This is a genomic window from Tunicatimonas pelagia (genome assembly GCF_030506325.1).
Taxonomy (GTDB): domain Bacteria; phylum Bacteroidota; class Bacteroidia; order Cytophagales; family Cyclobacteriaceae; genus Tunicatimonas; species Tunicatimonas pelagia.
Genome location: NZ_CP120683.1, coordinates 1,767,194 through 1,779,477, shown reverse-complemented (window position 1 = coordinate 1,779,477; position 12,284 = coordinate 1,767,194). Strand labels below are relative to the sequence as shown.

Below are 12,284 nucleotides of genomic sequence, written 5' to 3'. Positions count from 1 at the left end.
ACTTTGGAACCAAATCCTTGTTAGAATAAAGGTACGATAAAATATCAAATGGGTTTAGCAGACTACTACTTTCTTGGTAGAACATTTTCGTATCACTCACAAAAAAACCGAAGCTACGTAGCCCCGGATTCTTTCATCCCTTTAGTGGTCAATCACTTTAGTACGGCATCATTCCTCCGGTTACGCTTACCACTTCGCCCGTCATATAGCTTGATTCTTGCGATGCCAACAACACGTAGATAGGAGCTATTTCCGCTGGTTGGCCGGGGCGACCCATCGGGGTAGTAGAGCCAAATTCTTCGATTTTATCCTGGGGCTGTCCTCCACTTGATTGGAGCGGAGTCCAGAATGGGCCGGGAGCTACGGCGTTTACCCGTATACCTTTTTCAGCCATTTGCTGCGAAAGGGCTTTAGTGAAAGCCACATTGCAGGCCTTCGTTTGGGCGTAGTCGAGCAGACTCTCTGATGGATCGAAGCTTTGCACTGAAGCAGTGTTAATGATGGAAGCTCCGGCTTCTAGATGGGGTACAGCCGCCTTACAAATCCAGAAGGGGGCGTACACATTTACCTTGAAAGTGTTGTCGTATTGCTCGGTGGTCAGCTCTTCAATCGATTGCTGAGCGGTTTGGCGACCAGCGTTGTTTACTACAATATCTAATCCACCTAATTTGCTTACGGCTTCTTCTACTAGCGTTTGGCAAAAGTCTTCTTGGACAATATCTCCCGGAATAGAAACAGCTTGGCGCCCTTCAGCCTCTATTAATTCAACTACCTGCCGGGCATTCTCTTCTTCCTCAGGCAAATAGTTAATGGCTACATCAGCCCCTTCGCGGGCAAAAGCAATAGCCGTAGCCCGGCCAATACCGGAATCACCGCCAGTAATCAATGCTTTACGTCCTTTTAATCGCCCGAAGCCCTGATAGCTTTTTTCACCGTGATCGGGTAAAGGTTCCATCTTACCAATAACACCTGGGCGTTCCTGAGGCTGCCGAGGAAAAGGAGGACGTGGATATTGATCTAGCGGATTCTGCTTTTCGTACTGATTTTTTGTTCTTAGCTCGCTCATAAAAAATTATAGATAAAAAGGTTAAAAAGTTTTCTGAAATAGGCAATTGGCCTATCTATTGTCGAAGAGCTTCTTAGGATAAATGTTCATCGATATGCCGAGATTCTTCGGAGAAGGAATGGCAATTGAGTATTTCTTCACGGCGAATTGGGGTAATAGTGCTAACAAAAAAGCACCCCAGCTTTTGCCAGAGTGCTTAAGAATTAGGTAGCTAAAGTAGGTGCCTAGAAACTGTACCGCAGTCCGAGCTGTAAACGCCAGGGTGTTCCGCCAATCGGTTCTCGGCCGCGGGTTGTATTCACCGAATAACCGTACTGTTGAGCCGCCTGATCAAATCCTTGTATACGCATAAAGTCTTGTCTTCGCCGGTAATTGTGATTTACTCCCCAATCTTTATCCAGGAAGTTAGTAAAATTGAACATATCTGCGGAAAGTTCTAATCCGTGATCGTCGAACAAAGTGATACGTTTGATAAGTCGTAAGTCTAGCGTAGCGGCAAAAGGGTTCACTCCACCGTTTCGCTCAACAATACGTCCGAAATTATCGCGTATGTACTCTTTAAATCCATCGGGAGTTTCGGCATCATCCAGCACGGTGAGCAAATCTTCGCGGATATTTTCTGGGGTGCTGGGGTCATTCGGGTCAAAAATATAGGCCAAGTCGTTACGAAGGTTAAAGTCACCATTAAGGCTACTGCCCCCTCCGGCCGCGTGTAGTGAGTAGCGGGTTCCGCCCGAGCCAATGAAAGTGGCTCCCAACGTAAAGCCTGCCACACTCGGACTAGAAAAGTTAACTACTAACTTAGAGTTAAAGTGGTTATCGGAAAAGCCGTAGTTCAGATCACGCGGGTCGTCCTTCACCGGAAGGAAGGTAGAAGTGTTGGCTACGCAGCAGTTGTACGATGAATTATCTTTCGCCCGGTTAGCCGTATAGCTGGCACTTAAGTAGCCGTCTTTACCAATGCGGTAGTTGGCTTCCACAATCACGGCCATTTGGTCGAGCTCGCCTTCGGAGGTTAGTTCTAACGCCCGACCAGCCCGCTCGGTTTTGCGCGAATTTAGCCAGTTATTGCGTCCATTTTCGTCGATAGTTTCAGCCGGAACAAATACCCCTCGGTTGGCCTCTCGTTCAATGCGGAAAAAAGGTTCGTCTACTAAGTTGCGTTCTTGGTACACGTAATTGTTCCAAGTGCGGCTGATTAATCCGTTAACGGTTACGCTAAGCCGATCGGAAATTAAACGAGTGTAGCTGAAGTTCGCTTTAAAAGTAGAAGGAACTTCAAAATCTTCACCTACCGCATTAATGGTAGAAAATGGTTCTTCCCCTTCTAGTACACCGGGTACAGTACTCGGGTCGTTACGGTACGAAATAAAGTCAGGAAACGGTACATTCTCGCTAACATCCACTGCGCCTAGCAACACTCCACTATTCTGAATATTATTTACTTGCGCGTAGTAATGTGGTTGGGAGGAGAAAATACCGCCCCCGAATTTGATAAAATCGCGCTCATTGCCCCCCACGTTCCAAGCGACCTGAAAGCGGGGCTGAATATTATTCCAATCGGCGGGGCGACGGTCGGTACGAATGCCCAAATCCTCATCGAGGGCGGAGTTATAATCGGCTCCTTCCAAAAAAGCGGTGGCATCGTAGCGCAGCCCAATCATGGTACTGATATTGGGCGTAGGGTTAAAGTCCATCTGAGCAAAGAGTGATAAATCCAGTACTGTTTGTTCTACAATAGGTAAGCCCCGTAGCGGAACTTCGCGGGCGTAGCGCGAGGGGTTCTGGTTCTCAAAATCTTCCAAGCTGCTAAAAAAGAACCGTCCGTTCTGTTCGTTCGATAGCAGCGTTTCCAGGTAGGTAATCATATTGTCCGTTCCGAAGGTGAAGTTCAACTTACCGGTTTGCACGTAAGCCGTATTCACTAAATGAATCTGTTGCTCGAGATTGGTTTCGGGAGTAAATCGCTGTCCTCCAATCTGTACATCAACCGTGCTGGTAGCGTTGGGGTTATCTGCTGTTGGGAAAGGCGATGTTACCGCCACAATCGCCCGCGGTATGTTAGAAGAAGGTAATTGCGAGTTAGGTACAAAAGCTCGCTCAGCCCGTTGGTACTGCACTTTAAACTCATTGGTAAAACTGGGCGAAAAATTAGACCGCAACGATAGTAGGAGGCTATTTTCTTCGGATGAAAAGCTTCCTACTGATTCGGCTAACTCAATATCGGAATTATCAAAAACGCTTAGCGGACGATTCCAGTCCGAGTAGTTGTTACGTAGAGTTAAGCGATGACGATCATTTAGCTGCCAGTCTATACGGGTGAATAAGGTATTAGCGACGGTTTCTCGACTGAACTCGCCGACCTGCTGCTCATCGCTTACTCCGTACACACTTCGGGCTACATCAATAAATTTTTGTAGAGTATCTCGACGAATATCCAGAAGCTCTTCATCAGCTTCGCTTCTGATATCAGCAATGAATACGGGCTCTCCCGCATCCTGGCGGTCGTAGGCTACGAAAAAGTGCATTTTATCCCGGATAATCGGCCCACCTAAGCTAAAGCCCCACTGATAATTATAAAAATCTTCGCTGCGGGCTCGCCCCTGAATATCAAGATCACTCGCCAGCGCATCGTTACGATGGTACACGAAAGCAGTTCCTTCCAACTCATTAGTACCTGACTTAGTAACTGCATTTAATGCGCCACCAGCCTGACGACCTTGGGTAACATCATAGACGTTGGTAGCTACCTCAAACTCCCGAATAGCTTCCAATGAAATGGTATACGGCCCACGGCCAATCTCTCCGGCGGTGAGCTGGTTTCGGGCGTTTACCCCGTCTACCGTAATATTGGTTGATGTGCGCCGTTGCCCGCCTAAGTTAATAGAACCACCTCCTTGCAAGGGCGATAGACTAGTGAGGTTGGTGAAATTACGTCCTTCGTTAGGCAACTTCTTAATTTGAGCGGCCCGAATACTGGTAGCATTACCCTCCCGTTGCATTCTAGACCGTAATGATTCATCAGTAATGACGATTTCTTCTAGTTCTTCAGCCGCCTCCCGTAAGAAAAAATCAATTATAAGCTGATCGCCTTGGTTTAACTGATAGCCCGTTTTGCGAGTATCGCCGTAGCCCACGAAAGAAGTTGTCACAGTGTACGGGCCACCCAGCGGAAGCTGCTGCATTTGATACTCGCCCTTCACATTGGATACAGTACCGGTCTTAAAGCCGGTTGATGCGTTTTGAACCACAATGGTAGCTCCCGGTAGCGGATCACCGTTCTCGTCATTAATATTCCCCACAATTGAAGCATTGGTAGACTGCGCCCATAGTGAGTTCAGTGGTGCAGCAGCAGTTAACAAGATAAAAATTGCCCTTTTTACATACATCGTATACGCTTTTGTCATCGCCAAAAAGTTTAGGTGATTAATTAAAAGCGCAAAGCTATCAGGTAGGGCTTGGGCCTAAATGTTAAAAATTAACAGTTAAGAAAGCTTAACACAGATTTCATGCTACCTTAATACAACTGCTCTTAGTGTTTCTCATTATTTGAGCAACCGTTTGTCGGGTAAGTCCGGTTAAATCGGCAATATCTTTTTGGGTAAGTAATGTGCTGACGGTGATGAATTTTCCTCCTTCGGCAGCAACCTTTTGGCTGTACTGCTGCAATAATTGTTCAACCCGTTCGCCGGGGCTGAGGGATGCATTAACAAATAATTTGGTTTCAGCCCGGCACCAACGGCGGGCCATTACCGCATGAAAACGCTCGGCAATGTCGGCGTCCTGCCGAATTACTTCCTTGAAAAGTGGGGTGGGATAAGAATATACTTCAACGGGAGACAACGCTTTGGCAAATTCGCTGAAGATCGTGTTGGGAAGATACTGAAGGTTTCCGATGAACTCGCCCGGGTAAACAATATCGTAGGTTACTTCAGTGCCTTTGGGAGAATAATTGCCCAGTTTAATAACTCCTCGTTCAATAATAAAAAGTGTGTCCAGACGATCGGTTGGCAGATAGACAAAATCACCCCGGCAGTAGCTGATTTTTCTTCCGTACTTACGGTACTCTTTTTCACTTAAGCACTCACGCAGCATCGATCCACTCAGTAGTAACTCTCTCATGCCGTAGTATACTACTAATGTGGAGTATCTTTTTGATCTGCGGTGTTATGCTTTTGTTAATTTTAAACTATTGCTTATTTCTGTGGCCGACGCTTTTTCCAATACGGGCGGCGAGACTTCGGTTTCGTAGCATTATCGTTTTCAGCTACCGCGGTTCGTGGTCTTGATGATGGCTTCTGCTGGGTAGTACGCTGGTCAGCCGTAGGCTCAAAACCTTCGCCTGTGAAAGGATGGTCAGCAACTACCGGAATTTTCTGATTGATCGTCTTCTGAATATCGCGCAGGTACGCCCGCTCCTCCGTATCGCAGAACGACAGTGCTTTTCCACTGGCACCCGCCCGCCCGGTGCGTCCAATGCGATGGACGTAGGTTTCAGGAACATTAGGCAGATCATAATTCACTACGTGCGACAGTTCTTCTACATCAATGCCTCGAGCGGCAATATCGGTGGCGACCAGTACCTTTAATTCGCCACTTTTAAAGCTATTCAGTGCTTTTTGTCGTGCCGTTTGCGATTTATTGCCGTGGATAGCACTGGCCCGAATATTCGCCCGATCGAGCAGCTTTACAATTTTGTTGGCTCCGTGCTTGGTTCGGGAAAACACCAGTACCGACTTAATAGGTTCGGTTTGCAGTAAGTGAGTCAGCAGCTTAATCTTCCCTTTTTTCTCAACAAAATAAATAGACTGCCGCACCTTCTCCGCCGTGGTTTGCTCAGGTTTTACCACCACTTTTTCAGGGTTACCCAGAATTTTACGCGATAAATCCACAATGTCAGGGGGCATGGTGGCCGAGAAGAATAGCGATTGCCGTTCTTCGGGCAGCCGGGCAATAATCTTTCGAATGTCATGAATAAAGCCCATGTCTAGCATTCGGTCGGCCTCATCGAGCACAAAGTATTCAATATCCCTAAAGGTGATGATGCCCTGCCCGAGCAAGTCGATCAGGCGACCCGGGGTAGCAATCAGTACATCCACGCCCTGCTGAAGTGCCTGCACTTGCGCGCCTTGCTTCACTCCACCAAAAATGACTGTGTTTTTAATAGTAGTGAATTTGCTGTAAGCCGTAAAGTTGTCCCCTATCTGAATAGCCAGTTCCCGGGTGGGGGTTACGATTAGGGCTTTAATCTTGCGTCGCTTCGTTGACCGTTGCCGATCAAGGTGAAGGTGGTGAAGAATGGGAACGGAAAAAGCAGCCGTTTTACCCGTGCCCGTTTGAGCACAACCGAGCAAATCTCGCTTACGAAGCAGCACCGGAATCGCTTTTTGTTGAATAGGAGTAGGATGGGTGTACCCCTGAGCTTGTAACGCCTTTAGTATGGGTTCAGTAATTTCTAAGTCTTGAAACGTCATATACTTGAATTCATAGAATACCGCAGTAATTGGCTGTATTCTCAATTTTTAAGAGTGAGTAGTATCAAACTTCTGAGTGTGTAATCATTTTTTGCTCAAAAGCTTGCGGTAAAGTGAATAGATAGAAAATAAATAGGTGTACCAAAGATTGGGTACACCTGATGATAGGAGTGTAATTAGTAAGCTAACTGACTTGATAGGAAAAAATTAGACGAAGGAATATCTACTTCTTTACCTGAACCGCATTCATCCCTCTGGGGCCTTGCTCTAGTTCAAAGGTAACAATGTCGCCTTCTTGTATTTCGTCTACCAGTCCGGTAACGTGTACGAAGAATTTCTCCTGTTTGTCGGTATCTTTTATGAAGCCGTACCCTTTTTCATCGTTGAAGAACTCTACTCGCCCAGTGCGAACCGGTGATTCATCTTCTTTCTCTTTAGGAGGAATACCAATCACAATGTCTTCGGCTTTTACTTTTTTCTTTTTGTCAGGGTCAGGCGGAGTATCAGTAAGATTGCCATTTTCGTCTACGTAGGCAATCATATTATCCAGGCTACTGCCGGAAGAATTCTCTTGCCGCTCTTCTTTCCGCTGTTGCTTCTCTTGCTTCTTCTTCTGCCGTTTTTTCTCTTTTTCTTTCTTATTAAATGTGTCTCGCGATTTCGCCATATTTTATTGTTATTTACTTTGCAACGAACTCTTTGCAAGAAACGTTTCTTTGTGGAAAAATCCTTTTAGTGAGCAATATTAAATATTACTGAATTTATGAATAAGGTAGTACTAGCGGTGGTTGGTTTGGTTAGTGTAGCAATACTGGTTTATGCGCTGCAAGGCGGGGAGAGTGAAGAAGACTATACCGAACGTATTCTAAAGGAGCGGGAAAATATTCGCAACTTTCTGCGGGGCTCCGACGAGTCGCCCTTTGCGCCGGATAGTGTGCAATTTAAGGAACTAAGTTACTACGAGCCTAATCCGGCTTACCAAGTGGCTGCTCGACTAAAGCGCGTTGAAGATCATAAGCTACTCACCTTACCTACTTCCGATGGGAAGGATGAGAAATACATTCGCTACGGCTACGCCGATTTTGAAATTGAGGAACGACCTCAGCGACTGCTAGTACTACAACCTTTTGAGCAGCAGCAACCGCCCATGCTATTTGTGGCCTTTGCTGATGCTACCAGCGGAGAAGAAACCTACGGGGGCGGACGCTACCTCAACGTAGAAATGCCCAGCCGTACCGGACAAAAAACTTTGAGTCTGGATTTTAACCTGGCCTACAATCCTTACTGCGCTTACAACCCTACGTTTAGTTGTCCGCTTCCGCCCCGAGAAAACGTACTGGATATTCCTATTCCGGTAGGAGAGAAGAATTTTGATGAATAGTAAGTATTCAGTCCACAGTGACTTGCTGTACGCAGAAATAATGTCTATGGGTCATGTGCTGTCGACCGTAGACTGTGGACTATCGACTCTTAAACTGTTAAAAAATGTTAAAAAGTGCATTTACCGCTGACTTGGTAGAAGCGGGTTGTGATGAGGTAGGACGAGGATGTTTGGCCGGGCCGGTAGTGGCTGCTGCTGTCATCTTACCCAAGGCATTTACCCACCCAATTCTGACAGACTCTAAACGACTGTCGGCTGAACAACGGAGCCAACTAGCGGTGGAAATCAAGCAGCAAGCCCTGGCTTACGCGGTAGCCGAAGTAAGCAATCAGCAGATTGATGAAATTAATATCTTGAATGCTTCTTTTCTAGCAATGCACCGCGCCCTAGACGCCCTAACATTACCGCCCCAGCTCGTTTTAGTTGACGGCAATCGCTTCCAGCCATATTCTTCAATTCCTCACCAGTGTATTGTAAAGGGCGATCAGCAGTATTTTTCCATTGCCGCTGCCTCGGTTTTAGCAAAAACCTACCGGGATACTTTGATGCAGCATTTGGCTCAAGAATATCCTCAGTACGGCTGGGAGCGCAACGTTGGCTATCCAACCCCCGCTCACCGAAAGGCTATTCAGCAGTACAGTATTACTCCTTGGCACCGTAGAAGCTTCGCGGGATGTAAATAGCGATGGTGTTAGAGTGTTATGGTGCGAAGTGTTATAGTATTTAGATTTTGTGTTCTGAGTTTAGGGTTTTACAAACAAACTCAGAACCGTAACACTATAATACCTTAACACATAGCACTATGAAACTGTCGTAAAAATTTTTGTACCTTGCCGGTAATTTCGGAATAGCTAGCATGAAAGAAAAAATAGACCGTAGCAATTTGCCCCAACACATTGCCGTTATTATGGACGGGAACGGTCGGTGGGCCAAGCGGAAAGGAGCCGAGCGGGTGTTTGGTCATCGTAATGCGATTGAGGCAGTGCGGGAAGTAACCGAAGGTTGTGCTGAACTGGGAGTTGGTTATCTCACTCTTTATGCTTTTTCTACCGAAAACTGGAACCGTCCTCGCTTCGAGGTAGAAGCTCTGATGCAATTACTAGTAACCACAATTAGCAATGAGGTTGAAACGTTAATGAAAAACAACGTTCGGTTGCAATCAATAGGTAATACCGATAAGCTGCCGAACCGTTGTTATAATAAACTTCAGGAAGCCATCGAACTTACCCAGAACAATAGCGGTTTAACGTTAGTGCTAGCGCTCAACTACAGTGGGCGCTGGGAAATTACCGAGGCGGTAAACAGTATCGCTAAAATGGTTCAAGCCGGGCAGATAAGTCCCGAAGATATTGACCAACAACTAATAGCCGGGCAACTAACTACCCGGAATATACCCGACCCTGAATTATTAATTCGCACCAGTGGTGAGATGCGGATCAGTAATTTTCTGCTGTGGCAAATAGCTTACACTGAATTGTATATAACACAACTTCTCTGGCCTGATTTCCGGCGAGAGCATCTATATGAGGCCATCATTGCCTACCAACAACGTGAAAGGAGATTTGGAAAAATTAGTGAGCAAGTAAAATCGTAATGAAGTATTCAGCTACCGTACTGCTTCTCTTAGCCCTTCTTACTGAGGGAGCATTTGCCCAAATAGGGATTGGGCGCCGTCGCACGCAACCTGCCCCCCAAGAATCAGTAGACTATAATAACCCTCAGGAGTATGAGGTTGCGGAAATTACCGTGAGTGGTAACAAGGGATTGGACGCCAACGCCATTATCTCGCTATCGGGACTTTCGGTAGGAGATAAAATTCGGGTGCCGGGGCCAGCTGTTAGTTCCGCTATTAAAAAGCTGTGGAAAAGCCGAATTCTGGGCGATGTTTCGGTATCAGCTACTAAGATTGAAGGCGGTAAAATTTATTTGGTCATTAATCTGGCTGAAAAGCCCCGCCTCAGCCGCATTGTGCTAGACGGAGTGAACAGTAGCCAAGAGACCGAAATTACCGATGATCTGACCTTAATTAAGGGGCAAATTGTAGATGATGCCCTAATTAACCGAGCACGCCTTACCGTTAGAAACTTCTTTATAGACAAAGGTTTCCTCAACGTAGCGGTAGATATTCAGCAGAAGCAAGACACCTTGCTCAATAACGCTATTGCGCTCAATATCAACGTAGATAAAGGAGAGAAAGTAAAGATTAACCGAATCAACTTTATCGGAAACGAGACCTTTAGTGGTAAGAAGTTGAAAGGAAAGATGAAGAACACTAATGAGCGGGTTCGCTTTACCTTAATTAAAGATTGGGTGAGCCGCTTGTTCAATATCACTCCCAAGAAGGCCGCTAACTTTGTAACAAAGCAAAAAGATACCCCCTTCGATGAGGTAAAAGGGTACGTTAATGAACACGTAAAGTTAAATTTCTTCAATGGGTCTAAATTTATTCGCGACGATTTTAAAACCGACAAGCGAGCAATTGTCGACTTCTACAACTCCAAGGGCTACCGCGATGCTACCGTAGAGTGGGATAGTGTTTACAAGTCGGGGAATGACGCGATCAGCATTGATATTAAGGTAGAGGAAGGGGATAAATACTACTTCCGGGATATTATCTGGACGGGTAACTACGTGTACGAAGATAAAATTTTAGAGCAGGTTTTAGGTATAGAAAAGGGAGATGTTTACGACCTAGAGAACCTCAATAAGCGGCTTAACTTTAACCCTACGGGTAACGATGTGAGTGCCCTCTACATGGATAACGGTTACCTGTTCTTTCGGGTAGACCCAGTGGAAGTGCAGATTGAAGAAGATTCTATTGACGTGGAAATGCGACTCTACGAAGGTGAGCAGGCTACCATCAGTAAAATTATCATTACCGGGAATGATCGTACCAACGATCACGTAATTCGGCGGGAAATTCGTACCCTGCCCGGCCAGAAGTTTAGCCGAAGCGACTTAATCCGTACCCAGCGAGAGCTATCTCAGCTAGGCTACTTTGACCCCGAGCAAATTGGCATTAACCCAATTCCGAACCCGGTTGACGGAACCGTAGACATTGAGTACGCACTGGTAGAAAAACCTAGCGACCAAATTGAGCTTTCTGGTGGTTGGGGAGGCTTTATGGGTTTTGTGGGGACACTAGGGTTAGTCTTCAACAACTTCTCGGTAAAAAATATTCCGCACTTTGATCGATGGCGACCGCTGCCTATCGGCGATGGTCAGAAACTATCGCTGCGGGTACAGGCCAACGGACGGTTCTTCCAGAATTACTCTGCTACCTTTTCTGAACCTTGGCTGGGGGGCAAAAAGCCGAATAGTTTAACGATTGGTCTTTCTCATCAAGTTCTTCGTAGTACTAACGGACTTGGTGGACTTGGTGGACTTGGTGGACTTAATCAATTTGGCGGCCAATTCGGTGGTGGCTTTGGTGGCCCGCCCCAAATTGGAGGTTCCATGCGAATCACGAATATTAGCGTAGGTTTAGGACGACGGCTTCGTTGGCCTGATGATTACTTCACCATGAGTAACTCATTGGTATACCGACGTTACTCGCTTGACGATTATCAAGATATTGGAATCGGATTCACCAGAGGTATTTCCAACAATTTATCGGTAAATACAACGATTGCTCGGAATAGTATAGACAACCCGATGTTCCCTCGTACTGGTTCATCCATATCATTAGAAGTAGCACTTACCCCTCCCTTCTCCGTCTTTGATGAGGCTCTTGATTATACGGAGCCTATCGTTACGGATGATCCGGTTGAGCGGGAGGAGTTATACGCTGATCGTTATAACTGGCTGGAGTACCATCGTTGGATGTTTGATGCTAAACACTATACCCAATTGGGTAAAAATTTAGTGCTTAATACTAATATTCACTTCGGTTTCTTTGGTTCGTACAAAGACAACACAATCAACTCACCTTTTGAACGATTTACTTTAGGAGGTGCGGGCATGGCTGGTCAGAATTTCTTTGTGGCAGAAGAGCAAATTGGCTTGCGAGGCTATCCAGAGCGAGCGTTTAGACCGCAGGATGAAACGAATGCTCGAGGAGGCATCGCCTACAATAAATTTTCGGCTGAATTGCGGTACTTGGTTTCTCCTAATCCGGCGGCTACTATCTTTGTGCTGGGTTTTGTAGAAGGAGGAAACAACTTTGCTGACTTTAACCAGTACAATCCTTTTGATCTGTACAAATCGGCTGGAGTTGGTGCCCGTATCTTTATGCCAGCCTTCGGCTTACTAGGAATTGACTGGGGCTACGGGTTTGATACAATTCCCAATATGCCCGGTTTACAGCCTCGTCCTCCCGGGCCCGAGTTTCACTTCCGCATCGGTCAGCAAATTCGCTAATAAT

Annotated in this window: 9 protein-coding genes; 4 read left to right on the top strand and 5 right to left on the bottom strand. The window is 46.2% G+C overall.

The genetic code is table 11. The features are described 5' to 3' along the window. Nucleotides 1-157 precede the first annotated feature (157 nt). The 5 genes from P0M28_RS07455 to P0M28_RS07435 all read right to left on the bottom strand — a co-directional run bounded on the left by P0M28_RS07455 (nucleotide 158) and on the right by P0M28_RS07435 (nucleotide 7,207). The gene (locus tag P0M28_RS07455; RefSeq protein WP_302209097.1) at nucleotides 158-1,066 is read right to left on the bottom strand and encodes an SDR family oxidoreductase; all 909 of its coding nucleotides are present in this window, start codon (nucleotides 1,064-1,066) and stop codon (nucleotides 158-160) included. 224 nt (nucleotides 1,067-1,290) lie between these two features. Beyond that, the gene (locus P0M28_RS07450; protein WP_302209096.1) at nucleotides 1,291-4,473 is read right to left on the bottom strand and encodes a TonB-dependent receptor; all 3,183 of its coding nucleotides are present in this window, start codon (nucleotides 4,471-4,473) and stop codon (nucleotides 1,291-1,293) included. A gap of 100 nt (nucleotides 4,474-4,573) precedes the next feature. Further along, nucleotides 4,574-5,188 (bottom strand): Crp/Fnr family transcriptional regulator, encoded by a 615-nt coding sequence (locus P0M28_RS07445; protein ID WP_302209095.1) that lies wholly within the window; start codon nucleotides 5,186-5,188, stop codon nucleotides 4,574-4,576. 74 nt (nucleotides 5,189-5,262) lie between these two features. Continuing rightward, a complete protein-coding gene (locus P0M28_RS07440) occupies nucleotides 5,263-6,540 on the bottom strand; it encodes a DEAD/DEAH box helicase (protein WP_302209094.1) in 1,278 nt (425 codons plus the stop codon). 223 nt (nucleotides 6,541-6,763) lie between these two features. Next, nucleotides 6,764-7,207 (bottom strand): cold-shock protein, encoded by a 444-nt coding sequence (locus P0M28_RS07435; protein ID WP_302209093.1) that lies wholly within the window; start codon nucleotides 7,205-7,207, stop codon nucleotides 6,764-6,766. A 96-nt stretch (nucleotides 7,208-7,303) separates the two neighbouring features. Here P0M28_RS07435 and P0M28_RS07430 point away from each other — a divergent pair, with 96 nt between their 5' ends. The 4 genes from P0M28_RS07430 to P0M28_RS07415 all read left to right on the top strand — a co-directional run bounded on the left by P0M28_RS07430 (nucleotide 7,304) and on the right by P0M28_RS07415 (nucleotide 12,280). Beyond that, nucleotides 7,304-7,921, top strand: coding sequence for a DUF1684 domain-containing protein (locus P0M28_RS07430; RefSeq protein ID WP_302209091.1), 618 nt, complete (start codon nucleotides 7,304-7,306; stop codon nucleotides 7,919-7,921). Nucleotides 7,922-8,025: 104 nt separating this feature from the next. Then, a complete protein-coding gene (gene rnhB, locus P0M28_RS07425; protein WP_302209090.1) occupies nucleotides 8,026-8,604 on the top strand; it encodes a ribonuclease HII in 579 nt (192 codons plus the stop codon). A 173-nt stretch (nucleotides 8,605-8,777) separates the two neighbouring features. Further along, nucleotides 8,778-9,515, top strand: a complete 738-nt coding sequence (gene uppS / locus P0M28_RS07420) for an undecaprenyl pyrophosphate synthase (protein ID WP_302209088.1) — start codon at nucleotides 8,778-8,780, stop codon at nucleotides 9,513-9,515. After that, nucleotides 9,515-12,280, top strand: coding sequence for a BamA/OMP85 family outer membrane protein (locus P0M28_RS07415; protein WP_302209087.1), 2,766 nt, complete (start codon nucleotides 9,515-9,517; stop codon nucleotides 12,278-12,280). The genes uppS and P0M28_RS07415 overlap by 1 nt, the downstream gene beginning before the upstream one ends. Nucleotides 12,281-12,284 lie beyond the last annotated feature (4 nt).